Below are 25,199 nucleotides of genomic sequence, written 5' to 3' on the forward strand. Positions count from 1 at the left end.
ACAGATCTTTAATATTAAAAGCCTAACTTTTCATCCAGTTCAGTTTTTTGTTCCTGTTGCTGGTACTGATTACAATCGTATGTGATAGAGACACCGTTTTTAGGAGGCTCGAAATCGGCTTTAGAGATCTTCAGTTTTGGGTCCGCGTATACACGCTTCATGAAGCCAGCAAAGATTGGCAATGCTGTGGTTGCACCATCACCTTGAGCAGTACTGGTGAAGTGGAAAGCCCTGTCTTCACAACCAGTCCATACGCCCGCTACCAGTTGCGGACTAATTCCCATAAACCAACCATCTGAATTGTTTTGAGTTGTTCCAGTTTTACCTCCTATTGGAGTTTTAATCCCATATTTTGTTAATCGCCAGCCAGTTCCATTAGTTACCACGCCACGAAGCATTCTTGTCATAACATACGCTACTTCTTCGTTCATTGCTGGTACAGGAATAGGTTTTTCTCTGTGAAGGACAACACCATTTTTATCTTCAATACGAAGGATGTAGGTAGGTTTAGTATAAATCCCTTTATTTGCGAATACGCTGTACGCGCCTACCATGTCATAGACAGAGGCGTCAAAAGAACCCAAAGCAATTGATGGGTATGCGGGGACATCTGAGCTGATCCCCATTTTTTTAGCCAGTGTAGCAACTGCAGTAGGTCCAACCTGTTTCATTAAATAGGCGGCGATATAATTTTGAGAAAGAGCCAGCCCCTTTTGTAAAGTCAAATATCCCGGAACAGTGCCTGAGGAACGTGGCGTCCATGGCGCACTTCCTGGGACTTCAATGGTTACGGGCTCATTAAGTACTGTAAAACATGGAGAATAACCATTTTCCACAGCTACAGAGTAGGTGAATGGCTTTGCCGTGGAGCCAACTTGCCTGGTACCCATTTTTACTTGGTCATATTTGAAATGCTCATAGTTTATACCACCCACCCAAGCTTTTACAAAGCCTGTTTGAGGATCCATCGCCATCATGGCATTTCGCAACAACATCTTATAGTATTTGACTGAGTCAATTGGCTTCATTAGTGTATCAATGTTTCCCTTCCAGGTGAAGATTGTTAGCTTGGTCGGCGTATCGAAGTCAGCTTTTATTTCTTCATCGGACTTACCTTCCAATTGAAGGGATTTGTACCTGTCGGAACGCCTTACTCCTTGTTCAATTTGCATCTCTTTACCTTTAAAAGGGTTCCTCCCTTTCCAGCTCTTGATGAAAGACATTTGAAGTGTCCGCATATATTCTTTCTGAGCTTCTTCAGCATAAACTTGCATATCGTAGTTTATGGTGGTAATAATTTTTAGACCATCTCTGTCTAAATCATAAGGTGTTCCGTCTGGCTTGGTAATTGAACGTTCTTCGAAAATTCTGCGAACATCATTCTTTAATACCGCTCTGAAATATGGCGCAATGCCGTCATTTACGGTAGCTGCGCTAAATACCAGCGCTAAAGGTTTTCCCTGTTCCACCTGGAGTTCTTGTTTAGTAAGCAATTCAGCTCTGACCATAAGCCCCATGATCGTATTTCTGCGGGCAAGGGCTCTATCTGGATTGCGTGTAGGTGAATATCTTGTGATCCCTTTTAAAATGCCTACTAATGTTGCTGCCTGAGCCACGCTTAATTTGTCTGGTGTCGTGTTGAAATAAACCCTGGCGGCTGATTTTATTCCGTATGCCTGATTACCAAAGTCAACGGTATTGAGGTACATCACGATGATCTCTTCCTTGGTATAGTTTCGTTCCAGTTTAACAGCGATTACCCATTCTTTAAATTTCTGAAGTACACGTTTGAAAAAGTTACGTTGACGAAGTTCTTCTGAAAAAAGGTTGAAGGCAAGCTGTTGAGTTATTGTACTGCCACCTTGCTTTTTGCCTATGATGTTATAAAAGAAAATGGTGAATGTGCGTTTGAAATCTATACCTGAATGCTCCTTGAATCGGATATCTTCGGTGGCGATTAAAGCGTTTAAGACGTTGTTAGAGATTTCGGGATACGTCACATTAGACCTATTTTGAACAAAGTAGGTTCCTAAAACCCTTCCGTCATCAGTCACAATCTCTGACGCCTGGTTACTTTTAGGGTGCTCAATATCTCTAAAAGATGGTAGTGGTCCAAACACCTCATATCCAATTAAGACAATGAACAACGCAAAAAAAGCAATTGCTCCAATTAATATTTTCCACAACGTAAAATTATAACTTTGAATATCTTGCTGGGAAAGAGGTTTCTTCATGTTAATAGCTGTTTTTATAAAATTCTAAATATTTATCCAGCAAAGCTTTACTGTTGAGCTTATCAAAGTTTTCTTTGCTTATGATAAAGCTGGTGTAGATGCTAACGGGAACCTTCATTATTTGTTTTAATTGGGGGCCTATTCCGTTAGCATAGTTGTTAGCGTCTTCAAAACTACTAAAGTTCCCAACATATATCAGTTGATCATTGTCAAATTCTTTTAATCGATGACGTAAATTGCTGCCTGAGAAGTTTCCACGATTAAATTGTCCAATACCAAATCTTGAAGAACTTAAGGTCAATGACGCATCTTCAACATCAACAATAAAATAGTAAACTGTGGAAGCAGCGTCACTGAAAGTTCCATCTGTTTTAACTCCGGGAAAAGCTATAAGAGTGGGAGCTGTTGGTATAGGTGTTATTGTAACAGGATTGTTTGCAATTATTGGTGGATTCGTGTTCTGCACTGGTACATTTGAAGGTTGGTTTATAGGTAACGGCATAGTATTGCTATTACCTATATATGGAGGCTCATTTGGGTCGAAATCTACCAATGCAACGCTTCGTCTTCTGAATTCTTCGAGATGTTGATTGATGTATTCTAAGTGCTCTTTGGTAAGCGGAGTAATTACCTGATCATTTGGATATAAAAGAATAATGCGGTTAAATGTGGTTAAAAGACTGTCAACGGGAGAACTTCTGCCGATAGCTATCGCCTTTAAATAAGCAAGTTGTGGCGACAAATAATTACCCTGTAATTTTTCGGCTTCGTTAACACTAAGAATTACGCTAGGAAAATCTTTCTTCAAGTATTGGTCAAATACCTTGTTGTATTGTTTGTTAACGGCAACTTCAGCTTCAGACTGTCTTACAGAAAAAGACGGGTCGGTTATTGTCTTAGCGTAGACGGAATTTGGGAATTGGAGCAAAATCTGATTCTTGTAAATGGTAGACTGCTTCAGATCACCTGCTTTATTTATCAAGTATAAGCTATATAAGGCGGCGTCAAGATGATTGTTGATTGGAAATCTTCGAATCAGCGTCAAATAGACATCTTCCGCCTCTTTGGGATCGTTAATTTCTTGTAGATAAAAACTTGCAATCTCGTAATAGGAATCAATAATTTTTTGATTGGAGGCCGCTAACAATGGTTCAGACACAGGTAACGATGCGGTGTATTGTTGTATTAGAGATTCTATATTAACAGGTACAGCGGCGAGTGTGTCTGCACCCGACCTGACGATGGCAATAGCACCGGCTATATCCTGAGAGGTAGCTTGAGCAGAGGTTCGAATACTTTGTCGCCAGTTAGCCTCCAGTTTGCGATTGCCCCATTTCTTTTTGAACTCGGAGTACCCCTTATCTACCGCGATGAGATTACTAAAATAAAAGGAACTTTGTGGCGTAGGATTTCTATTAGTTAGAGGTTGGTAGTTATAGTCTACTGAAGTCCCGGTAGTTGCAACTGTTTTCTCGGAAACCGGATTCACGAAGTTTTGAAGTTTGGTTTGACGTTCGGTCTCTGGTAATTTTGCAATGGCCTGCAAGGTGTCTTCCAAACTTATCGTTTCATATCTCTGTGTAAGATACTGGAGGTTTGAGCTTTTCTTAAGGATCGTTTCATAGCCAGGAAAGCTCTTCGGTAGTGTATTCACTGTGCTGTCGTAATAGGATTTTGCTTTCAGGTAGTTTCGTAAAGACTTAAAATTCAACTCTGCAATTCTAAGATAGGAAAGGCCTTTCCTATACTGATTAGAAGTACTATTTTGGATTGCTGTCAGGTAGTTTGCTTGTGCTTCTTCAAATGCACCACCATCATTTAAACTTTCTGCAATCTGGAAATATACCTGATCGCTATATTCTGTATTTTTATCGTCTTTGAGAAGTGCGAGCAGTGAAGCTTTTTTGTCTACAACTTTTCCCTGCTCCGAGTTCAATTTGATCTGTCTTAGCTTGGCGTTGAAATACATTTCGAAAGGCGCGTTGCTATTTTGCACTTTTCGATATTGAATTAGAGCGTCTGGATAATTCTTCTGTTTTTCATATAGCTGGGCAAGGATGTAGGTCCAGCGAATCCTATTCTGGCGAATTTTACTTGATTTTATAGCATCTTTAATGTAGGATATTGCCGCTTCATTATTATTTTGGTAGATACTCATTTGAGCCATGGTGGCGAAAGGTTCTGCAAGATTTTTATCTATTTTTATCAATGGTACGACGGATTCCAAGCTATCCAGAACGGTATTTGCAGAAGAGATTCTGTCAATTTGCATTAGACTCCTTGCTTTCCATGTCAATGCTTCGGTATAGCTGTTAATATTGGTTCGGTAAGTTTTCGCAGCGTAATCGAGGTATTCAGAGGCGGTGTAGTAGTTGCCGTTAAAAAAGTTCGCCTTACCCAGCAGAATATAAGCCTCATCAACGTATTTACTAAAATTTTTTTCGAGAATGATGACTTGTGATTTCTTAATGATCTCATCCATGCTCTTAATATTGAGGGAGGCATTGAGTTGCGTATTGTACACTTCAGGACCGAGGTATACTGGGAGGATCTGATCGTAATTACCGCTATAGGTTTCGTTTAGTTCTGTTTGATGATTCAGAAGCGCCAGGTTGGCATTATAGATATAATTATAGTGAGCAGTTAAATTTTGCATGCCCCTGCTCGTTGCCGTATCTTTTTGAGTACTACAAGCGAACAATGTGAAGATGCATAGACTAAATAGTGATAACTTTAGCGTATATAAATTGGAACTTTTCAAAAACGATGTTTAGGGTTAATACTTAAAATTACAAATTAAATGCAAAAGTATTTTATTCATTATTAAGTTATGAATTAATCAACATTTATTAATTTGACATATGGACGATAACAATAAAAATGTAAACAACTTCGCAAGGTATTCATCAATTGGGTTTCAAATGTTGGCAACCATCGGCGTTTTTGCTTTTATAGGGTTTAAGTTAGACAAATACAATCAAACTAAAGCCCCAATTTTTTCAGCGATATTTAGTTTGATTGGTGTAATCATCTCCTTATACCAAGTGGTAAAGCAGCTCAATAAAAAGGAGAATTAGAGTTTAATGATTGTAATTCTTTACTTTTGTTGAAAATCTTTTAAATTGAAATTACTACATTTTGGCATTTTCTATCTCATTTACACCTTAACTCTTGCAGGTATCGCTTATGTATTGCAGAACCAATTTTCAGACCTAAGAATTTTGGCGAGTAATTTCTGGATGATGTTCGGATTTTTAGCTGGTATTACATTTATTGCCTATGCAGTTGCTGATTTGGGGATTAAAAGGAACCCTGGAAGTGGTATAATGGCGATTATGGGATCAATCGCATTAAAAATGATTTTTTCAATGGCTTTTGTGCTGATTTACAGTCTCAATAGCAACGAAAAGGGGAAGGTATTTGTATTGAACTTTTTTTCTTTATATTTATTGTTCAGCTTCTTTGAAATATACTGTTTGTTACGTAACTTGCGCCACCAAAATAAATAGTAAAAATCTGCGACTAAATGGATTGTAGCCACGTTTTTGAGTTTAAAGTTAAAAGGTTAATTGTTGTTTTTACGCTTTTCCTAGCGTTTTTTTCTGCTTCAGGAGTGTTTGCGCAAACAGATTCTACCTATATTTCTGAAGAAGCTCATCGTGAGACTACCAAAAAGAAATTTGATATAGGAAAGTTTGCATTGCACCACATTGCAGACTCGCACAGTTGGCATGTAATTGGCGATACTTACATCAGCCTTCCTATTATTCTGTACACTAGAAATGGATTTGTAAATTTCAGTTCCAGCGATTTTCATCACGATGATGAAGGAGCCGTGATTGTAGAGCGTAAGGGCCTCCGTTTTGTTAAAGTGCATGAAAAGATATATTACGCATCTGAAACTGCGAATGAGCACGGACAATATGTTGATCTTGATGAAAAGCATCATGCAACCAATGCGCGGCCGATAGATGTTTCCCTAACGAAGAATGCTTGTACATTATTGATTTCTATTGTGGTTATACTTGCTGTTTTTCTGAATGTTGCTAATGGCTACAAGAAACGCAAAGGAATGTCTCCAAAAGGATTGCAATCGTGGATGGAGCCAATCATCTTGTTTGTTCGTGATGATATAGCTAAACCAAACCTTGGTCATAAATATGAGCGTTTTATGCCTTATTTATTGACAGTTTTCTTTTTCATATGGTTCAACAATATGTTAGGTTTGGTACCTTTCCTACCAGGAGGAGCAAACCTTACGGGAAATATAGCGGTAACTTTAGTACTGGCAACAGCTACTTTCTGTATAACCGTTTTCAATGGTAATAAATATTACTGGAAGCATATTTTTATGCCAAACGTGCCTTGGTGGATGTATATTGTAATGGTTCCAGTTGAATTGTTTGGTATTTTTACTAAGCCAATTGCTTTGATGATACGTTTGTTCGCGAACATTACCGCTGGTCATATATTAGTGCTTTCACTCATCTGTCTTGTGTTTGTTTTCGACAGTTTATACATCGCCCCAGTGTCTGTCGCATTTGCGGTATTCATCGGAGCAATCGAATTGCTTGTTGCTTTTATTCAAGCGTTCATATTTACAATCTTGTCGGCCTTATTTATTGGAATGGCAATTGAAGAGCATCATTAATTAGAATTATTTTTTAACAACTATAATATATAAAATCATGATTACAGGAAGTATTGCTGCAATTGGTGCAGGATTAGCTGCGATTGGCGCTGGTCTAGGTATCGGTAAAATTGGCGGTTCCGCTATGGATGGTATCGCTCGTCAGCCGGAAGCTGCCTCTAAAATTCAAACTGCGATGTTGATCGCTGCTGCCTTCGTTGAGGCTGTTGCGTTATTTGCAGTAGTTGTTGCCCTAATGGGTAATGGCTAAAGTTAATTTGTACCAGGCGTTTGGCCTGGTACATTTTTTATTAAAGAATAAAATAATAAAATACACCTAGATGGAATTACTAGTACCGGAAATTGGCTTGGTTATCCTTCAAACGATAGCGTTTTTATTGCTGATGTTCTTATTGGCTAAATTTGCATGGAAACCAGTTCTGGCAGCCATTAAAGAACGTGAGCAGTCTATCGATGAGGCTTTAAATAAAGCTGAACTTGCAAAACAGGAAATGGCACGTTTAACTGCTCAGAACGAGGAGTTGATGAAGCAAGCACGTTTAGAGCGTGACCTGATATTGAAAGAAGCTAAGTCCTTAAAAGATAGCATTCTTCATGAGGCAAAAATGCAAGCGCATACGGAAGGAGCTAAATTGATTGAGAAGGCTAAAATTGAAATTGAGAATCAGAAGAAAGCTGCTTTGGTAGAACTGAAGAATCAGGTTTCTAGCTTATCCCTTGATATTGCTGAGCGTGTTTTACGTAATCAATTGCAGGATAAAGCTACTCAACAAGCATTGGTAAATACCTTTTTAAAGGATGTCGAATTAAACTAGTCGCCCTAGATAATTAAAGAAAATGTCAGAAAATAAAGCAGCCTCAAGATACGCTAAGTCACTAATTGACCTATCAAATGAGCAAAATGCATTTGAAGTAATTAAAGGTGACATGGTTTTGTTGGCAAAAACTATCGACGAAAACTCTGAGCTGGAGGCCATCCTAAAAAATCCAATTGTTCCTTTGGACAAAAAAGCTGGTATTCTGAAAGATATTTTTGGTAGTAAAGTTCAACCACTTACAAGTACCTTTATGAAGTTAGTTGTGATGAAAGGTCGCGCTGCGATTTTATTTGTTACTGCTAAAGCATTTATCGAGCAATACAATGTCATAAAGGGGATTGTCACTGCAGAAGTTACTTCTGCAATTGAGCTGACAGAAGCGAGCAAGGCAGAGATTGAATTGATAGTTAAAAGAGAAACGAATGCAAATCAAGTTGTGATCAAGTCAAAAGTTAGCGAAAAGCTAATCGGTGGCTTCATTTTAAAAGTAGGCGACAGGCAGTTTGATGCAAGTATAGCTCATGGCTTGAACAAACTTAAAAAAGAATTTGCTCAGGGTATCTTGTAATATCCAGACAATTTATATGAGATAACATTTACTGATTTACAAAAGAAATAATATAAAATTATGGTAGAGGTAAGACCAGACGAAGTATCGGCAATTATCAGGCAACAATTGGCGGGATTCAAATCAGAAGCAGAACTTGAAGAAGTAGGTACTGTGTTACAAGTGGGTGATGGTATTGCCCGTGTTTATGGTTTAACTAAAGTTCAATCTGGAGAGCTAGTTGAGTTTGAATCTGGCTTACAGGGTATTGTATTGAACCTTGAGGAGGATAACGTGGGTGTGGTTCTTTTAGGGCCATCAGACAATATCAAAGAAGGTGATACTATTAAGCGTACCAAGAAAATTGCTTCAATTAAAGTTGGTGAAGGTATGTTGGGTCGTGTGGTAAACACGCTTGGTGAGCCGATCGACGGTAAAGGTCCAATTTTAGGTCAGACTTATGAGATGCCTATTGAGCGTAAAGCTCCGGGAGTAATCTATCGTCAGCCGGTTACTGAGCCTCTGCAAACTGGTATTAAAGCAATTGACGGTATGATTCCAATCGGACGTGGCCAGCGTGAGTTGGTAATCGGAGATCGGCAAATTGGTAAAACTGCGGTTTGTATTGATACCATCATTAACCAAAAGGAATTTTATGAAGCAGGTAACCCTGTATTCTGTATATATGTTGCTTGTGGACAAAAAGCAAGTACTGTTGCTAACATTGTACGTACTCTTGAAGAGAATGGTGCAATGCCTTACACAGTAGTTGTTGCTGCTTCTGCTGCTGAGCCGGCTCCTCTTCAATTCTATGCTCCATTCTCTGGTGCAGCAATTGGTGAGTTCTTCCGTGATACGGGCAGACCAGCTTTGATCGTTTATGATGATCTCTCTAAACAAGCCGTGGCTTACCGCGAGGTTTCATTATTGTTACGTCGTCCACCAGGTCGTGAGGCTTATCCTGGTGACGTGTTTTACCTTCACAGTCGTTTATTAGAACGTGCTGCTAAGATCAACTCAAATGATGAGATCGCACAGGCCATGAACGATCTTCCTGAATCCTTAAAAGGAATCGTTAAAGGTGGTGGTTCATTAACGGCATTGCCAATTATCGAAACTCAGGCTGGTGACGTTTCTGCATATATCCCGACCAACGTAATTTCGATTACTGACGGACAGATTTTCTTAGAGAGTAACTTGTTCAACGCAGGTGTTCGTCCGGCTATCAACGTAGGTATTTCGGTATCCCGTGTGGGTGGTAATGCACAGATTAAATCAATGAAGAAAGTTGCAGGTACATTGAAACTTGATCAGGCACAATACCGTGAATTAGAGGCTTTCTCTAAGTTCGGTTCTGATTTAGATGCTGCTACAAAATCTGTATTAGATAAAGGTTCGCGTAACGTGGAGATTCTTAAGCAAGGTCAATTCTCACCAATGACTGTTGAGAAGCAAGTTGCAATCATTTACATTGGCACTAAAAATCTCATGCGTTCAGTTCCTGTGAATAAAGTAAGGGAATTCGAAGCAGAATATTTACAGCAACTAGAATTGCGTCATCCTGATACTTTGAAAGCTTTAAAAGTTGGAAAGCTTGATGATACAATCACTGGAGTGTTGGAAACTGTAGCAAAAGAACTTTCGGGCAGATACTAATAATATACAATGGCAAATTTAAAAGAAGTAAGAATTCGTATAGCGTCAGTACAATCTACGCAGCAAATCACCAAAGCCATGAAGATGGTTTCGGCTGCTAAGTTGAAGCGTGCTACAAATGCTATAGTACAATTACGTCCCTATGCTACTAAACTGAAAGAGATCCTTGGAAATCTTTCAGCTAGCTTAGAAGGATCATCTTCTCCTTTTATCCAGGAGCGTGAGCCCAACAAGGTGTTGATCATCGTTGTTTCTTCTAACCGCGGATTAGCAGGTGCTTTTAATATGAACGTGATTAAAGCAACGAATAATTTAATTGCCCAAAAGTACAATGAGCAGTATAAAAATGGTAATGTTAGCATTGTGGCAATCGGTAAAAAGTCTCAGGATTTCTATGAGAAGCGAAACTATAACACAATCGGAAACAATAACGAAGTATATGCAGCTTTAACATTCGAAAACGTAACAAAAATTACGGAGTCTATCATGGAAGGCTTTGAGAAAGGCAAGTTTGACAAAGTAGAATTGGTTTACAATAAGTTCAAGAATGCTGCAGTTCAAATCTTGACGACTGAACAATTGTTGCCTTTGCCTAAGAATGCAACAGTAGAGCAGGTTAAACCAGCCGACATTGACTATATTTTAGAACCTTCTAAAGAGAATATTGTTGAGCAGTTGATACCGAAGTCTATTAAAATACAACTATACAAAGCGGTTTTAGATTCGCATGCTGCTGAACATGGAGCACGTATGACCTCAATGGACAAAGCAACGGAAAATGCGGGCGATTTATTAAAGGCATTGAAATTATCTTACAACCAGGCGCGCCAAGCGGCGATTACCACTGAGTTAACAGAGATTGTTAGTGGTGCAGCTGCATTAAATGGATAGTATTATTAGGTTTAACATATAGGATTAGGATAATTATATTATTTTTGATCACAAATCATTAGGACATGGAAAATACAACAAATAAGAGTACGGAAGAAAGCATGAAAAGAGCAAACGAAACTTCAATCTACACCATGATTGTTGCGGGAGTTTTAGTAAGTCTTGTTGGTGTCTACCTTCGGTTTGCGTTTGATTCCACTACATTGTCTATCGTTTCATGGTTGATCCTCTTTGTTGGCGCATTTATCGCTTGTAAGGGTGTATTTAAAATATTAGCCGCCTAAATTTTAAGCGGTTTAAAATAAAGTCCTTATCGATTATTGATCGGTAAGGACTTTATTTTGCCATTTCTACGCTTTCGACGTCAAACGGGCTTTAAAATCACTTATTTTATAGTTTGGTATTATGGGTGAATTCTAACCAATATGATCATGAAAAAATACTCAGTTCTGGCATTCCTTTCCGCAGCCATCTTCGGATGCTCAAATGAGAAAGGTCTTTTGTAGACACCGCTGATCAAACCAGTCCTTCCCTTGAAAGTTCAGATACAACCCTAGTAGAGAAAATTATGAAGACGACTGATATGAGATTCAGGGTTAAGGATGTTCGATCAAATCGATAAATTCACTAACAAAGTCGCAAAGATGGCGGTATTTATGGACCAGCAATCTATGAGGATGGATGACCAGAGTATTTTGTACCTGGCCAATAAACTTAAGAATGAGAATAAGGTAGAGGCTATAGAACAGCTAAATAATCATGCGAATAGGAAAAATAATAACGTGGAAACGGCATATTACCTTAAAGATAATTACGTTGATAGGAAAGTTGAAAATTCAGGCATTGATGAGCGTGTGAACTATAGAACCATTACTATGAGCTTCTACCAGGATAATACTGTAAAAAGGATGATGGTAGAAAACGAAAAATTAGAAGATTATCGGCCTAAATTTTTTAGTAGGCTTTGATTGAACCTGCAGGGTGGATAGAATATATTTATGGAGCTGCTATTGGTATTGGATATTTTAGCTACAAGTATTACCGCAAACCTAAAGCCGCCATTTAATCTGATCATTTTACCCTTTTTTTGTTGTCTTTAGCAAAAGCTTCCCAGCCAGAGTAAGACTTGCCGGAGCCAGATGTTGATATTCTTTGAAAAGAGTGGCATACGGCTACGGCGAGTCCATCTGTTGCATCCAGAAACTCTGGCGTTTCTTTGAAATTCAATAGACGCTGCAACATTGCTGCCACCTGTTCCTTGCTGGTATTTCCATTACCTGTTATCGATTGTTTAATCTTTCTTGGAGCATATTCAGCAATTGGTATGTTTCGCGAAAGTGCAGCTGCCATTGCTATACCCTGTGCTCTTCCAAGTTTCAACATTACCTGAATATTTTTTCCATAAAAGGGTGCCTCCAGAGCAAGTACATCAGGTTTGAACTCATCAAGCAGAACTATAGTTTTTTCGAATATGCGCTGTAATTTCAGGAAATGATCATCTAGATGATCCATGCGAACAATTCCCATTGTAATGAGTTCAATTTTACTACCTCGCTCTAGTACAACCCCATACCCCATTATGGATGTGCCTGGATCGATACCCATTATTACCCGCTCTTTTTTTTCGATCAACATTACCACAATATTAAGCATATTTGCAGATAGTAAAAGGAACAAAGTGACCACCAGATACAAAAAGATCTTCTCAGTTTTTATCAAATCCGGCATCGTCTTATTCGCGTTTTGGTTTATCTATAATAAGCTCACTGCTAACCAGAATCTTAAGTCATTTGAAAATCTTTTAAGCGGTCTGCCTATGCTGGAAATTACTTTCGTAATGGGCATAGTATTACTTCTTATGTTTGTTAACTGGGGACTAGAAGCCTTGAAATGGAAGAAGCTGATCTCTAGTGTGGAGCAGATAACAGTTTGGAGAGCGATAGAATCTGTATTTTGCGGATTGACATGGGCTGTATTCACGCCGAACAGACTGGGAGAGTATGGCGGTCGGGTGTTTTTCCTATCTCCTAATAGACGAATAGTTGGTATTGTGGCTATGGCTGTTGGAAATATTGGTCAGATGGTTTTGACCAATGTCTTTGGGGCGGTTGCACTTTGCTTTTTTATCTATCGGTTTGCAGACCTAGACTACAGATTATTCTATGCGTTGATGATGCTCTCCATCATGTTTTGTGCATTTTTCATTACCTTCTATTTCAATATAAAATGGTTAAATGGAATGCTACTTTCGATGAAATTCACAAGGAAATATAAGAAGTTTTACAGCATCCTTGGAAGGTATAAAAAAATTGAACTGCTAAAAATACTGCTCTTCTGCCTTGCAAGATATGCTGTGTTTAGCAGTCAATATTTTATCCTATTTTATTGGCTTATTCCACAAATTCATCATCTAGATATTTTGATGATGGTCAGCATTTTGTTTTTCGTACAATCCACACTTCCCTCATTAGACTTGTTCGACATCGGTGTAAGAAGTGTTACAGCTTCTTATTTCTTCAGTTTCATTACCGACCAAGACGTGGCCGTCATTGCATGTACGGCAAGCATATGGCTGACAAATATTATAATTCCTGCTATATTAGGCTCTTATTTCGTGATTAAACTGAACTTTTTTGGAAATACTCCCCGCAATTAGTTTTTTTTCCTATCTGCTTACATTTATATATGGAGTAATAGTTTGTTCTTTTATTAGAGGATGGAGCCGATTGACTGACTTTATACCCTCCTCAGAACAGTCAGGATCTACCGCTGTCTCAATTATTGTAGCGGCAAGGAATGAAGAAGAAATCATCTCTAAGACAATTGAAGATTTGCTTAAGCAAAGCTATTCAAATGGTCTGACCGAAATCATTATTATCGACGACCATTCTACTGACCATACTGCTCGAATTATTTCTTCATATGCGGACAAAGGTGTCAATTTGATTACGCTAAATGAATCTAATGCATTAAATTCGTATAAAAAGAAAGCGATTCAAACTGCAATAGGACAATGCAGAGGAGATTTGATTATCACTACCGACGCAGATTGCAGAATGGGTGCAGATTGGTTAGCTACCATTGTTGCCTTTTACGAACAAAATAGTTTCAAAATGATCTCCTCTCCCGTAGCCTATTTCGAAGAGAAAGGCGTTTTTGAAATGGCGCAGTCGTTGGAGTTTCTTTATCTTATTGGATTAGGAGCTTCAACTATAGGAAACAACAATCCATCCACATGTAATGGAGCTAACTTGGCCTATGAAAAGAAGGCATTTTATGAAGTCGGTGGTTTCACTGGTATAGACGATCTTGCCTCTGGAGATGACGAGTTGTTGTTGCATAAGATGGCCGCTCGTTACGGTAATAAAATTGGCTTTCTAAAAAATGAGGAGGCAATTGTATATACCCATGCGAAACCAAACTTGGCTGAATTCATACAACAGCGAAAAAGATGGGCCTCTAAAAGTACAAGGTATAAAAATAAAGGAATTATAGTTCTGGGTGTCACTGTGTGGGTTTTCAATGTCAGTATTATTCTGAACCTGTTTGCCGGTATTTTTACAGTTTTACTTTTCAAAGTAGCAATAGTGCAGCTCCTGATTAAGATGTTTTTAGAGTTTTTATTCCTTATTGGGGTTACAAAATTCGCCAGAAGAAAAAAGCTCTTAATCCTGCTTCCTTTACTTAACATCATGCATATCATGTATATTGTCTATATCGGTATAGCTGGAAATTCAGGGAAATATAATTGGAAAGGTAGAATGGTAAGGTGATGATTAAAAATAACAGCCCTTCGCAAAAGATTTGGAAACGATTTAAGAAAGACAGGTTCGCTCTTGCGGGCCTTGGCTTTATAATGATTCTGATGCTTATGGGTATTTTGGGTTATTTAATAACGCCAGATGAGACGCCTCAAGCGAATACCATGCATTTGCAACTGAGTAATAGAAAACCAGGAAGTAACTTTCAATTTCTGATTATCAGTATAAATCCAAATATCAGGCAAGTAAACATCCTTGAAAAAATGTTTTACGGCCAAGAATCTAATTTTAAAAGTATTCCCGTCACCTCTATCAGAAAGCAGGGCAACCACGCATATGCCAGGGAGTATATTGGCGACGATGAGCAAGCAGAAGAAAAGCAATATCCATTAGTATCGGGACAATACCATTACCAGCAGAAATTTTTATTGGGCACCGATATTTATGGTCGAGACCTGCTCAGCCGATTAATCCTGGGGATCAGGGTTTCCCTCTCTGTGGGCTTGATGGCCGTACTCATTTCACTTTTTATAGGAGTGGGACTAGGTGCTATTGCTGGTTACTTTGGAGGAAAGGTTGATGCTTCTATAAGTTGGCTTATGAACGTGATCTGGTCTTTACCTTCCTTATTACTTGTGATTGCAATCTCGTTTGCATTAGGCAAAGGCTTTTGGCAGATCTTTATTGCAGTAGGTCTTTCTACTTGGGTTGACGTTGCCAGGCTAGTTAGAGGGCAAGTAATGTCTTTAAAAGAAGTCGAGTTTATCGAAGCATCAAAAGCACTTGGCTTTTCAACAACAAGGATCATTACCCGGCACATTCTTCCTAACATTGCAGGTCCGATCCTGGTTGTTGCCTCAGCTAATTTCGCTGCAGCTATCTTACTGGAGACAGGTCTTAGCTTTTTAGGGTTTGGCGCCCAACCTCCAATGCCAAGCTGGGGTACTATGATAAAGGAACATTATGGTTACATCATTATGGACGCAGCGTATCTGGCCATACTTCCAGGTCTGGCAATTATGTTGACGGTTTATGCATTTAATTTGTTGGCAATTGGATTGAGGGATGCCTTCGATGTCAAATCTCAAAATATTTCTGTTTAAACGAATATTATTAACTTTATCACTATGTTGTTAAATTGCTATCAGGAAGATTTGTTGGAGGCGGGATGTGATGAAGCCGGAAGAGGCTGCCTGGCAGGCCCTGTTTTTGCAGCAGCGGTTATTTTACCGAAGAATTTCGATCCAGGCGAGCTCAATGACTCTAAAAAACTTACTCACCAACAACGTTGCTCTTTAAGACTGATTATTGAAAAGGAAGCGATAGCATGGGCAGTTGCAGCAGTAGATAATGTTGAAATTGATCAGATCAACATTTTAAACGCATCTTTTTTAGCGATGCACCGCGCTGTAGAAAAACTTGCGATTCAGCCAAGGCATTTGAGCATCGATGGAAACAGGTTTAAAACCTATCCCAACATTTCCCATACCTGTATAATTAAAGGCGATGGTAAATACTTAAATATTGCAGCAGCCTCTATTTTAGCAAAAACGCACCGTGACCAGTATATGGTAGATATTTCTTTGCAGTATCCTCATTATCAATGGCATCAGAATAAGGGCTATCCAACTATAGTTCATAGAACTGCCGCTTTGGAACATGGTCTATCACCATATCATCGTAAAAGTTTCAGGATCACAGACCCGCAACTCGAACTCCTTCTAAAAACCGAAGGATAATTAGTATTTTCACCTACAGTGAAAGCACTTATCCTAACAAATAGAGTTCCTTTTCCGCCGAACAGCGGATACCCGATAGTTGTTTACAATACTATCAAAGGATTATTGCGTCTTGGCGTTGAGGTTACTTTATTTAGCATCAATCCCGTTAAAAACAAAGTAGATGTGGAAGATATCTACGACCCTATTTTTGAAAGTATCAAATTTCACTCCTTCAGTCTTGATACGGATGTAAATGTGTGGGGAGCGTTGTTTAACATATTTTCAAATCAGTCCTACAATGTTTCCCGTTATTTCGATGAGGAGGCAGGTAGGCTTTTGGAAAATGTTTTAAGAGAAAATGTATTTGATATCGTGCAGTTTGAAGGGCTTTTTGTGGTGCCCTACCTTGACATTGTAAAAGGAAATAGCTCTGCAAAAATTATCTACAGAGCACACAATATTGAGTTTGATGTTTGGGAGCGGGTGGCCATGATTGAGCGTTTTACCCCTAGGCGTAAGTATCTTCAGTTCCTTGCACGGAGGCTTAAAGTTTACGAGACCGAGCAAATTAATCGTTTCCATCAGGTCTTTGCCATCAGCGAGCAGGATAGGCAAAGTATTCTTCGTTTTGGATGTTCGGTAGGTATCGAAGTATTTCCGGTTGCACTTGATTTCGACAGGTACATCACGGGAGATAGTAAAAATACTTTTCCAACGCTTTTTCATTTGGGAGCAATGGATTGGCGGCCAAATAAAGAAGGTTTGGAATGGTTTCTTGATGAGATCTGGCCAGACATTGAACCACTTAACAGCGAGTTGAGATTTTACATCGCGGGTAAAAATATGCAACGTGAATTTTTTGATTACGATTCAGAAAATCTCGTTGTAGAAGGTGAAGTCTTTGATGCTGTAGAATTCATAAATTCCAAAGACATAATGATTGTTCCTTTGCTTTCGGGCAGCGGAATGAGGGTGAAGATCATAGAAGGTATGGCCATGAAGAAATGTATTATTGCAACTAGTATGGCGGCTGAAGGAATTAGATGTAACCCCGGCAAGGATATCCTGATCGCAAATACAGCCGATGAATTTTACAGATCCATCCTGCAGTGCCTTACAGATCCAAATAAATGGAGGGAAATTGGAGAGAATGCCAGAAGAACCGTCGAACGTGACCACGATATCTCCACGATATCTAAAAAAATGCTCAATATCTATCAAAAACTAATTAGTGCTTAAATTTTCACTAATTTTGCCCACGTTTTACAGACTCTTTATATGAACAATACTGCACTTACAGAAAAACACATATCATTGGGCGCCAAAATGGTGCCTTTCGCAGGTTACAATATGCCCGTTCAGTATGAAGGCATAAATGCAGAGCACAACACTGTTAGAACGAGTGTCGGTGTGTTTGATGTGAGCCATATGGGTGAGTTCATTTTAAAAGGCGAAAACGTATTGGATCTGATTCAGCGTGTTACAAGTAATGATGCATCAAAACTTTATGATGGTAAGGTACAATACTCATGCCTTCCTAACGAAGATGGCGGGATTGTAGACGACCTCTTAGTCTACAAAATTGATGAAAAAACCTACATGTTAGTTGTTAATGCTTCCAACATTGAGAAAGACTGGAATTGGATTCAGAAATACAATACTAAGAAAGTTGAAATGCACAACATTTCAGATAAAACTTCCCTACTTGCAATCCAAGGCCCCAAAGCTGCAGAGGCATTGCAATCTCTTACAGAGGTCGATTTAGCATCCATGGAGTATTATAGCTTTGTCAAAGGAACATTTGCTGGAGTAAGTAATGTAATCATATCAGCTACGGGGTATACGGGTGCGGGAGGTTTTGAGATCTATTTTGACAATGAGTATGCTTTGAAAATATGGGATGCTATTTTCGAGGCTGGTGCACCTTTAGGCATTAAACCGATTGGTTTAGGTGCACGCGATACCTTGCGTTTAGAAATGGGTTTCTGTTTATATGGAAATGACATCGATGACACTACTTCACCGATCGAAGCAGGCCTGGGTTGGATTACCAAATTCACAAAATCATTTACTAATTCTGGAGCTTTGCTTGCGCAGAAGGAAGTAGGTATTAAACGCAAGCTTGTTGGCTTTGAAATGATCGACAGAGGTATTCCACGTCATGATTATGAAATTGCTGATAATGAGGGAAATATTATAGGTAGTGTCACTTCCGGAACCCAAGCTCCTTCTTTGCGAAAGGCGATTGGAATGGGTTACGTAAATAAGGGTTTTGATAAAGAAGGCACTGAAATTTTTATTGTGATCAGAAATGCCAACATCAAAGCTAAAGTAGTAAAGTTTCCTTTTAACAAATAGGTAACAGCGTTATGGTAAAACGACTGGAGGTTTGTCTAACCCCTGCATTGCTGGATCTATATTCTATTGAGGATAGCATTGTTGTTGTTATCGACATATTGAGGGCAACCTCGTCAATCGTCTACGGAATCGACAATGGCGCAACCGCAATTATTCCCGTTGCCCAAGTGGAAGACTGTCTGGGTTATGCAAAACACGGTTATTTACTTGCTGCCGAACGTAACGGTGAGGTCGTTACAGGATATGATTTTGGAAACTCCCCATTCTCCTACACTCCCGAAAAGGTAGCTGGTAAGACAGTCGTCTTAACCACAACTAATGGTACTAAAGCTTTGCATCTCGCAAATGCAAGAGCATATCAGGTTGTGATCGGCTCTTTTTTAAATCTCGAAGCATTATGCGGCTGGCTTAAGCAGCAAAATAGGAGTGTATTACTTCTTTGTGCAGGCTGGAAGGATAATTTCAACTTGGAGGATACTTTGTTTGCCGGTGCTGTAGTAGCACAGTTGAAGAATGAGTTTAGTCATTTTGACGATTCATGTGTTGCCGCCGAAGACTTATATCAATTGGCTAAAGCCGATCTAAGGGGATACATCAATAAATCATCACATAGCCACAGACTCGCCGTATTAAATATCGAGGAAGATGTTAAGTTCTGTCTCCAATATAATATCTGCAAGGCTATCCCTGTATTGGAAGGGGAGCGATTAGTAGCACTCCAAGCTTAACTAAGCTTTTTATCTGGTTTCTTGGCGAGAAACTTTAGGCTTTCGTTACTTTTAATCGCTTTTAGGGTTTCTTCGTAGGCAAGCCAATAAATGGTTTCAGCCTTTTTTATATCAAATGTATTTATCTCGCCCATGCCTTTGGGCTCTACCAGCACATTACAAAGTGTCGCTTTTTCCTCCATGTCTTTATTGATAGACATGATGCTTGCACGGGTAATCAACGATGTTATATTGGTTATTTTATCTACCGAATTCAAGTGGTTACACGATGAGCCGATTATAAAATCGCAATCTTCCATCAGCGGCTCCACTGGGAAATTGTTTAGTATTCCACCATCAACATACATTTGCCCATTTATCATGATCGGTTTAAAAATTCCTGGAATACAGCTTGATGCCTGAATAGTTCTGATCAATGGACCTTTATTGAAGTAAACTAACCTTCCTTCACTAAAATTGGTGGCAGCTATAGTCAACGGAATTTTTAAGCTTTCAAAGCTATCCTCTGGAAAATAGTCTTTAAGAATTTCCGAAGTGTGTTCAATATTGATTAATCCCAAAGAACCCATCGCTGGCCTTATGAATCTCAATAACCTTGTCTTTATAAAGATGTTCAATCCTTCTTCAGGATCTATGCCTGCTGCATAAAATGCGCCTGCTATTGATCCTGCGCTTGTTCCACTAATGTGACTGAATTTGATGCCTGCGTTGATAAATGCTTTCAAAACACCTAGATGCGCAATACCTCTGATTCCCCCACCTGATAAAACTATTCCAATTTTCATATTCGCATCATTTTGGTTTGTATTTTGAACGGTTAAGGATAAATTCTTCATCCGTCTCCGCCATAAGTTGCTGCAGGGTCACTTCTTTATTCTCCTCCATATATTTCCTGACGATCTGCCAACCCATCCAGATGCCTAGTTTTGGGGCAGACTGGTTTTTGTCTCCCAAACCAGGCGTAAAAGGGCCTTCACTTAAGTAAACTTGTATCTTCTGGTAGTCGGTTTCGAACAACAAGTTATTCTCTAAAAAGAATCCCCAGATATCTGCTTCGTAGGTTTTACACCATTCTAGTTGTTTTGAAGTGTAGCCGATTTTGAGACTGTCAGGTAGTGCTTCACTTAATACCTGATCCATAAAATATAAGATTTTTCCGTTATGGATCATTTTAGAAATCAAAGTTCGGTCTTCGTCACGCTCAGAGAACAATTCCTCCCTTGCAAAAGTTTCTGTTAGCCTGGGTACTACATATTCCGGAGAAAATCGGCGGGAGATGTAAACTGGAATGCTTTTCACAATACCTCTGTAAAATTTGCTTTTCTTGCCCAGGAACATATCTAACCCAATTCCCAAATAATCATCGCCAATAGGGGTTTGTACGGCAAATCCAGAAATGAAAGAGATGAATTTAGGGGTTTTGCTTTTTGGGTAATAATATTTGATGTACTTAAAGGCTTGCGCTAAATCACTTTCGATATTCTTCATGTTGGGAAAGACGCTGCTTGCTTCATTGTTCAAGTCAGTATACGCCTTGTCCTTATATAGCGTAGATAGAATCTGAGGACCGCTGTAATTGCCGTCTCCAACTATCCGTGTGATGTAGTCTCTATAAAATGTTCCGTATTTTTTTTTCAGGATTACGTCAGTCTTGATTATGTCTTTTCCTTTGCCTACAAACAGATCTTCATCAAATCTTTCCACTTTTATCCGCATAGAATCTCCGCTTACATCAGGTCTACTGTTTTGTTTGCAGGACACAAAGACAGACAGTAACGCAGGCAAAATGAAACGATTTCCAGCTTGGCGGTTAATAGTATTTAATAGAAAAAATAGATAGCTTTGGCGGTATATAGCGTTATACATCATTGATAACAAATATAATTATGAAAAGGACATTTATCGGGTTAATACTTTTGTTTTTGACGGGTAGCGTATTCGCTCAAGATTTTTCATCCCCATATTATGGTTTTAGATTGGGACTTACGGCTCATCCCACCATCGGTTGGTTAAAGCCAGATATTGGTAAGAGCAATGGTGTTTCACTAGGATTCTCCTACGGCCTAATCGGTGATTTTAACTTTACTCAAAACTATAGTTTTGCTACAGGTCTGACGATAACAACTGTAAATGGTAAGAGTACAGAAATTGTAACCAGCAATAGTGGATCAGCGATACCTTCCCAGGCAGAGTATGAGTTGAAATATAAAATTCAATATGTTGAGGTTCCCTTAACTTTGAAGTTGAAAACGGTGAAGATCAATGAAGTCAGGTATTTTGGTCAGTTCGGACTCTCGAACGGTATTCTAATCGGGGCAAAGCAAGATGCTGATATGACTGGAGGAGCATCTAGAAGAGATATTAATATTAAAGACGATATCAAGTTCTATCGGGCAGGTCTAATTATCGGAGCAGGAGCAGAGTTCGAAATTTCAGAAAATACAAGTATTACTACAGGTTTAACTTTTAATAACGGATTTACAGACATTACCAGTTCGAAATCATCGATTGTTAGAAACCACTATGTAAGCATTAATTTTGGTTTCTTTTTTTAAATAGATTTACAAGGGCATATGAAGATAGCACTGGCACAACTTAATTACCATATTGGGAATTTTGAAGCCAATACAAGAAAGATAATAAACCATATTCAATTAGCGAAAACGGAAGGTGCGGAATTGGTTGTCTTTGCTGAACTTGCTGTTTGCGGATATCCACCAAGAGACTTTTTAGAATTTGATGAGTTTATCGAACTTTGTCATCAGTCGGCTCTAAAGATTGCTCAACATTGCAATGGTATCGCCTGTGTCATTGGCCTTCCTGTAAAAAATACTCAGGCAGCTGGAAAGGATCTTTATAACGCTGCTTACTTTATAGAAGATGGAGAAATAAAGGCTACTGTAAAGAAGGCCTTGTTGCCCAATTATGATGTTTTTGATGAACACAGATATTTCGAACCAGGAATACAGTTTGACTGCATCAACTTTAAGGGAAGAAAGATTGCACTTACCATCTGCGAAGATCTTTGGAATATCAACGACAATCCATTGTATGTTTCCAATCCGATGGATCAACTGATTCTTCAGCAACCAGATCTAATGATAAATATTGCCGCCTCGCCCTTCTCTTATTCGCACGATGATGAAAGAATGGTGGTGCTGGCTGATAATGCTAAAAAGTATAATCTGCCGCTTTTATATGTCAACCAGGTAGGGGCGCAAACTGAGATCGTCTTCGACGGTGGATCCCTGGTATTTGATAGAATCGGTAACCTTCTTGACGAGATGGAGTATTTCAAAGAAGATCTCCGTTTATATGAAGTGAGGGGAAATAATATCAATGGATTAAAACCCAAACAACATTTGCCAGTTTCTGATATTGAACAGATCTACCATGCATTGATTCTTGGTATCCAGGATTATTTCGTAAAATCAGGATTTAGTAGAGCGGTGCTGGGGTTATCCGGCGGCATAGATTCTGCTATTGTGTGTGCGCTCGCCTGTAGGGCGCTCGGTGCAGAAAATGTAATGGCCGTGTTAATGCCTTCAAAACATTCTTCTGACCATTCCATTAAGGATGCGTTGGATTTGGTGAATAACTTCGAATGCATGCACGAAATCATTCCTATTAAAGAAACTACCGATGCATTTGAACGTATCCTTGACCCCGCGTTTAAAGATTTGCCGCAAAACCTTGCTGAAGAAAACATTCAAGCCCGGTGTCGCGGTCTGATTCTGATGGCTATGTCGAACAAGTTTGGGTATATTTTACTTAATACTTCAAATAAAAGTGAATGCGCAGTGGGATATGGCACGCTATATGGTGATATGTGCGGAGCAATTGGAGTAATTGGAGATGTATATAAAACGCAGGCTTTCGAGCTTGCAAAGTTTATTAATAAGGATGGCGAAATGATTCCTTTAAATTCAATCGTAAAACCACCTTCAGCAGAACTTAGACCAGATCAGAAGGATTCCGATTCACTGCCTGAATATGATATATTGGACAAGATATTATTTCAATATATCGAGCTGAAACAAAGTTCCTCCGGAATTATTGCTCAAGGATATGATGAGACATTGGTCAGAAGAATCATCAAAATGGTGAATGCTGCCGAGTTTAAGCGGTACCAGACGCCACCTATTTTAAGGGTATCACCAAAAGCTTTTGGTATGGGTAGAAGGATGCCTATAGTTGGTAAATACCTTTCTTAAGCTTTGTTCACCCATCGTCTATAAGGTAAGATCAATACAAGTATGGCAGCTAGGACACAAAATATCCTTGGTATATAGTCCCCATGAAGCACGTAAAAGCTCAGCTCATCATTTAGATTGATATTGCCTTTTAATGCAGTTCTGGTCCACCATTTACTTTGCTGTGTAATATCTCCACGCTGGTTAATGAAACAGGAGATACCGGTGTTTGCAGAACGAACAACATACCTTCTTGTTTCAATGGCTCTTAATTTCGCATAAAGCAGGTGCTGGTTCTTCCCTGAAGTGTTGCCCCACCAACCATCGTTAGTGATTACTGCAATAAACTGCGCACCGTTTTTAACAGCCTCTCCAATCCAGCCTCCCCAAATTGATTCATAGCAAACTACTGGTGCCACCCCGATGCCACTATACGCATAAAATACACCGGGTTTGTCCTGCCAGCCATAGCTGCCAACTGAACCGCCAAAACCCTTAAATACAGGCCCAAGGAATGAAAGCGCAGAAGGAAAAGGCATTTTTTCTACGCCAGGAACAAGTTTAGATTTATGGTAAAACTGCACATTGGCAGAATTCTCTATCTGCATAGCTGCATTGAAAACGTCGTAAAAGCCACCATTTCCAGTTGGTCTCGCAGATATGGTTTCTTTATCTTGGTAAAATTTAACACTCTCAATACCTGTAACCAGCGTTCCGTTCTTATATTTGCTTAAAAAAGACAGTGTTGTTATGTAGGGCGCACTGTTTCTAATTTGAGCCTCATCTGTGGGGTCTGGTATTGCCGTTTCTGGCCAAAGGAAATATTCTGTGTTGGGCTGTGCCATGGAATCAGATAGTTTGATCAAAATATCCAATTGCGCTATGGAGCTGATGCGGCCAAATTTATCATTTGGGTCAATATTAGGCTGAACAGTAACCACATTTACAGGAACTTGCTTTTCCTCATATTGAAAATATCGGGTCAAGGAGTATGCAGACGGTAATAATACGACCAGCAGCCAAATAAATGAAGGTCTTAATTTACTGAAATCGTTACCCGTTCGATAAGCCACGTAGGCTTCATAAGCCAAAATATTGCTTAATAAGATCCAAAAAGATCCGCCATAAACTCCTGTATACTCGTACCATTGTGCAAGTTGGTGCATGCCTGACAGGCCATTACCCAAACTCATCCATGGGAAAGATAAATCCCAGGTTTGGTGCAAGAATTCCATGGAGATGTAAAAGGCAATAAGTCCAGTGTAAGCAACATATTTATTCGCAACACGATCTAGCCTATAGTATAACCAAAACGCTGATGTCATCAATAAAGCACCTAATCCGTAGGGAATTAACGATACCAACGCCGATGTAAAGGCTTCATTAACACCACGAATTGCATTGTATATCCAATATATACTTGCTGTATTCCAGACTAAGAATGTAACTCCGGAAGTAAGAAACACGCGCTTTCCCTTTTTAATGGTTTCGCCATTTTTAATAGCATTATAGGCGATAAACAGTGGGACCAATCCAATCAGTAAAATGGGCGTGGTGTATGGTATTGGTGGCCATCCAAGCCACATTAAAAAAGCACTTAACAGTGCAAGGAGCAACGTTTTCTTAGCGTTCATTCCATTA

Annotated in this window: 25 protein-coding genes; 19 read left to right on the top strand and 6 right to left on the bottom strand. The window is 39.2% G+C overall.

The genetic code is table 11. From position 1 onward, the window contains the following. Window positions 1-14 precede the first annotated feature (14 nt). Window positions 15-2,234, bottom strand: a complete 2,220-nt coding sequence (locus ACHFIZ_RS09610; protein WP_410885220.1) for a penicillin-binding protein 1A — start codon at window positions 2,232-2,234, stop codon at window positions 15-17. A 1-nt stretch (window position 2,235) separates the two neighbouring features. Continuing rightward, window positions 2,236-4,995: a tetratricopeptide repeat protein gene (locus ACHFIZ_RS09615; RefSeq protein ID WP_410885222.1), complete on the bottom strand. Its 2,760-nt coding sequence runs from the start codon at window positions 4,993-4,995 to the stop codon at window positions 2,236-2,238. A 100-nt stretch (window positions 4,996-5,095) separates the two neighbouring features. Here ACHFIZ_RS09615 and ACHFIZ_RS09620 point away from each other — a divergent pair, with 100 nt between their 5' ends. The 10 genes from ACHFIZ_RS09620 to ACHFIZ_RS09665 all read left to right on the top strand — a co-directional run bounded on the left by ACHFIZ_RS09620 (window position 5,096) and on the right by ACHFIZ_RS09665 (window position 11,765). After that, complete coding sequence (locus ACHFIZ_RS09620; RefSeq protein ID WP_410885224.1) at window positions 5,096-5,311, top strand: AtpZ/AtpI family protein; 216 nt, start codon at window positions 5,096-5,098, stop codon at window positions 5,309-5,311. Window positions 5,312-5,356: 45 nt separating this feature from the next. Then, window positions 5,357-5,743: a hypothetical protein gene (locus ACHFIZ_RS09625; protein ID WP_410885226.1), complete on the top strand. Its 387-nt coding sequence runs from the start codon at window positions 5,357-5,359 to the stop codon at window positions 5,741-5,743. A gap of 17 nt (window positions 5,744-5,760) precedes the next feature. After that, window positions 5,761-6,885 carry a F0F1 ATP synthase subunit A gene (gene atpB, locus ACHFIZ_RS09630; protein WP_410885228.1) on the top strand — a complete coding sequence of 375 codons (1,125 nt, stop codon included), beginning with the start codon at window positions 5,761-5,763 and terminating at the stop codon, window positions 6,883-6,885. A 40-nt stretch (window positions 6,886-6,925) separates the two neighbouring features. Beyond that, on the top strand, window positions 6,926-7,135 hold the full coding sequence (gene atpE / locus ACHFIZ_RS09635) for an ATP synthase F0 subunit C (protein WP_108553637.1): 210 nt from the start codon (window positions 6,926-6,928) through the stop codon (window positions 7,133-7,135). 70 nt (window positions 7,136-7,205) lie between these two features. Continuing rightward, window positions 7,206-7,700, top strand: a complete 495-nt coding sequence (gene atpF / locus ACHFIZ_RS09640; protein ID WP_410885230.1) for a F0F1 ATP synthase subunit B — start codon at window positions 7,206-7,208, stop codon at window positions 7,698-7,700. Window positions 7,701-7,722: 22 nt separating this feature from the next. Beyond that, window positions 7,723-8,271: an ATP synthase F1 subunit delta gene (atpH, locus tag ACHFIZ_RS09645; RefSeq protein ID WP_410885232.1), complete on the top strand. Its 549-nt coding sequence runs from the start codon at window positions 7,723-7,725 to the stop codon at window positions 8,269-8,271. A gap of 60 nt (window positions 8,272-8,331) precedes the next feature. Beyond that, the gene (atpA, locus tag ACHFIZ_RS09650; RefSeq protein WP_410885234.1) at window positions 8,332-9,906 is read left to right on the top strand and encodes a F0F1 ATP synthase subunit alpha; all 1,575 of its coding nucleotides are present in this window, start codon (window positions 8,332-8,334) and stop codon (window positions 9,904-9,906) included. A 9-nt stretch (window positions 9,907-9,915) separates the two neighbouring features. Then, on the top strand, window positions 9,916-10,797 hold the full coding sequence (atpG, locus tag ACHFIZ_RS09655) for an ATP synthase F1 subunit gamma (protein WP_410885236.1): 882 nt from the start codon (window positions 9,916-9,918) through the stop codon (window positions 10,795-10,797). Between the two features lie 65 nt (window positions 10,798-10,862). Then, window positions 10,863-11,081: a hypothetical protein gene (locus tag ACHFIZ_RS09660; protein WP_410885238.1), complete on the top strand. Its 219-nt coding sequence runs from the start codon at window positions 10,863-10,865 to the stop codon at window positions 11,079-11,081. Between the two features lie 318 nt (window positions 11,082-11,399). Beyond that, window positions 11,400-11,765, top strand: a complete 366-nt coding sequence (locus ACHFIZ_RS09665; RefSeq protein WP_410885240.1) for a hypothetical protein — start codon at window positions 11,400-11,402, stop codon at window positions 11,763-11,765. Between the two features lie 103 nt (window positions 11,766-11,868). Here ACHFIZ_RS09665 and ruvC read toward each other — a convergent pair whose 3' ends face one another. Continuing rightward, window positions 11,869-12,432, bottom strand: a complete 564-nt coding sequence (ruvC, locus tag ACHFIZ_RS09670; protein WP_410885242.1) for a crossover junction endodeoxyribonuclease RuvC — start codon at window positions 12,430-12,432, stop codon at window positions 11,869-11,871. A gap of 43 nt (window positions 12,433-12,475) precedes the next feature. On the opposite strand from ruvC, the gene ACHFIZ_RS09675 reads away from it, so the two are divergent. From ACHFIZ_RS09675 to ACHFIZ_RS09705, 7 genes are read left to right on the top strand one after another with little or no spacing between them, the layout of a single operon-like run. Beyond that, the gene (locus ACHFIZ_RS09675; RefSeq protein WP_410885243.1) at window positions 12,476-13,453 is read left to right on the top strand and encodes a hypothetical protein; all 978 of its coding nucleotides are present in this window, start codon (window positions 12,476-12,478) and stop codon (window positions 13,451-13,453) included. Then, entirely contained in the window at window positions 13,431-14,570 is a 1,140-nt protein-coding gene (locus ACHFIZ_RS09680; protein ID WP_410885245.1) for a glycosyltransferase family 2 protein, read from the top strand. The genes ACHFIZ_RS09675 and ACHFIZ_RS09680 overlap by 23 nt, the downstream gene beginning before the upstream one ends. Continuing rightward, entirely contained in the window at window positions 14,570-15,661 is a 1,092-nt protein-coding gene (locus ACHFIZ_RS09685) for an ABC transporter permease (protein ID WP_410885247.1), read from the top strand. Before ACHFIZ_RS09680 ends, ACHFIZ_RS09685 begins: the two co-directional genes overlap by 1 nt. A 24-nt stretch (window positions 15,662-15,685) precedes the next feature. Further along, window positions 15,686-16,297, top strand: a complete 612-nt coding sequence (locus tag ACHFIZ_RS09690) for a ribonuclease HII (protein ID WP_410885249.1) — start codon at window positions 15,686-15,688, stop codon at window positions 16,295-16,297. A gap of 18 nt (window positions 16,298-16,315) precedes the next feature. After that, window positions 16,316-17,518: a glycosyltransferase family 4 protein gene (locus ACHFIZ_RS09695; protein ID WP_410885251.1), complete on the top strand. Its 1,203-nt coding sequence runs from the start codon at window positions 16,316-16,318 to the stop codon at window positions 17,516-17,518. Window positions 17,519-17,557: 39 nt separating this feature from the next. After that, window positions 17,558-18,637, top strand: coding sequence for a glycine cleavage system aminomethyltransferase GcvT (gcvT, locus tag ACHFIZ_RS09700; RefSeq protein ID WP_410885253.1), 1,080 nt, complete (start codon window positions 17,558-17,560; stop codon window positions 18,635-18,637). Window positions 18,638-18,648: 11 nt separating this feature from the next. Next, entirely contained in the window at window positions 18,649-19,365 is a 717-nt protein-coding gene (locus tag ACHFIZ_RS09705; RefSeq protein ID WP_410885255.1) for a 2-phosphosulfolactate phosphatase, read from the top strand. On the opposite strand, the gene ACHFIZ_RS09710 is transcribed toward ACHFIZ_RS09705, so the two are convergent. Both ACHFIZ_RS09710 and gldB read right to left on the bottom strand, forming a co-directional pair. Then, window positions 19,362-20,150, bottom strand: coding sequence for a patatin-like phospholipase family protein (locus tag ACHFIZ_RS09710; RefSeq protein ID WP_410885257.1), 789 nt, complete (start codon window positions 20,148-20,150; stop codon window positions 19,362-19,364). The genes ACHFIZ_RS09705 and ACHFIZ_RS09710 overlap by 4 nt on opposite strands. Before the next feature lie 7 nt (window positions 20,151-20,157). Beyond that, window positions 20,158-21,234 (bottom strand): gliding motility lipoprotein GldB, encoded by a 1,077-nt coding sequence (gldB, locus tag ACHFIZ_RS09715; RefSeq protein WP_410885259.1) that lies wholly within the window; start codon window positions 21,232-21,234, stop codon window positions 20,158-20,160. Between the two features lie 17 nt (window positions 21,235-21,251). Between gldB and ACHFIZ_RS09720 the strand changes: the two genes are divergently transcribed. Next, window positions 21,252-21,920 (top strand): porin family protein, encoded by a 669-nt coding sequence (locus tag ACHFIZ_RS09720; RefSeq protein ID WP_410885261.1) that lies wholly within the window; start codon window positions 21,252-21,254, stop codon window positions 21,918-21,920. A gap of 18 nt (window positions 21,921-21,938) precedes the next feature. After that, on the top strand, window positions 21,939-23,579 hold the full coding sequence (locus tag ACHFIZ_RS09725) for an NAD+ synthase (protein ID WP_410885263.1): 1,641 nt from the start codon (window positions 21,939-21,941) through the stop codon (window positions 23,577-23,579). Here the strand turns inward: ACHFIZ_RS09725 and lnt are convergent. Then, window positions 23,576-25,192 carry an apolipoprotein N-acyltransferase gene (gene lnt / locus ACHFIZ_RS09730; RefSeq protein ID WP_410885265.1) on the bottom strand — a complete coding sequence of 539 codons (1,617 nt, stop codon included), beginning with the start codon at window positions 25,190-25,192 and terminating at the stop codon, window positions 23,576-23,578. The genes ACHFIZ_RS09725 and lnt overlap by 4 nt on opposite strands. Window positions 25,193-25,199 lie beyond the last annotated feature (7 nt).

This window comes from Pedobacter sp. JCM 36344 (genome assembly GCF_046546555.1).
Lineage (GTDB): Bacteria > Bacteroidota > Bacteroidia > Sphingobacteriales > Sphingobacteriaceae > Pedobacter.

Coding starts and splice junctions, on each gene's coding strand:
- ACHFIZ_RS09610 (WP_410885220.1), bottom strand. CDS start 2,234: ATGAAGAAACCTCTTTCCCAGCAAGATATTCAAAGTTATAATTTTACG.
- ACHFIZ_RS09620 (WP_410885224.1), top strand. CDS start 5,096: ATGGACGATAACAATAAAAATGTAAACAACTTCGCAAGGTATTCATCA.
- atpB (WP_410885228.1), top strand. CDS start 5,761: ATGGATTGTAGCCACGTTTTTGAGTTTAAAGTTAAAAGGTTAATTGTT.
- atpF (WP_410885230.1), top strand. CDS start 7,206: ATGGAATTACTAGTACCGGAAATTGGCTTGGTTATCCTTCAAACGATA.
- atpH (WP_410885232.1), top strand. CDS start 7,723: ATGTCAGAAAATAAAGCAGCCTCAAGATACGCTAAGTCACTAATTGAC.
- atpA (WP_410885234.1), top strand. CDS start 8,332: ATGGTAGAGGTAAGACCAGACGAAGTATCGGCAATTATCAGGCAACAA.
- atpG (WP_410885236.1), top strand. CDS start 9,916: ATGGCAAATTTAAAAGAAGTAAGAATTCGTATAGCGTCAGTACAATCT.
- ACHFIZ_RS09660 (WP_410885238.1), top strand. CDS start 10,863: ATGGAAAATACAACAAATAAGAGTACGGAAGAAAGCATGAAAAGAGCA.
- ACHFIZ_RS09665 (WP_410885240.1), top strand. CDS start 11,400: ATGTTCGATCAAATCGATAAATTCACTAACAAAGTCGCAAAGATGGCG.
- ruvC (WP_410885242.1), bottom strand. CDS start 12,432: ATGTTGATCGAAAAAAAAGAGCGGGTAATAATGGGTATCGATCCAGGC.
- ACHFIZ_RS09685 (WP_410885247.1), top strand. CDS start 14,570: ATGATTAAAAATAACAGCCCTTCGCAAAAGATTTGGAAACGATTTAAG.
- ACHFIZ_RS09690 (WP_410885249.1), top strand. CDS start 15,686: ATGTTGTTAAATTGCTATCAGGAAGATTTGTTGGAGGCGGGATGTGAT.
- gcvT (WP_410885253.1), top strand. CDS start 17,558: ATGAACAATACTGCACTTACAGAAAAACACATATCATTGGGCGCCAAA.
- ACHFIZ_RS09705 (WP_410885255.1), top strand. CDS start 18,649: ATGGTAAAACGACTGGAGGTTTGTCTAACCCCTGCATTGCTGGATCTA.
- ACHFIZ_RS09710 (WP_410885257.1), bottom strand. CDS start 20,150: ATGAAAATTGGAATAGTTTTATCAGGTGGGGGAATCAGAGGTATTGCG.
- gldB (WP_410885259.1), bottom strand. CDS start 21,234: ATGATGTATAACGCTATATACCGCCAAAGCTATCTATTTTTTCTATTA.
- ACHFIZ_RS09720 (WP_410885261.1), top strand. CDS start 21,252: ATGAAAAGGACATTTATCGGGTTAATACTTTTGTTTTTGACGGGTAGC.
- ACHFIZ_RS09725 (WP_410885263.1), top strand. CDS start 21,939: ATGAAGATAGCACTGGCACAACTTAATTACCATATTGGGAATTTTGAA.
- lnt (WP_410885265.1), bottom strand. CDS start 25,192: ATGAACGCTAAGAAAACGTTGCTCCTTGCACTGTTAAGTGCTTTTTTA.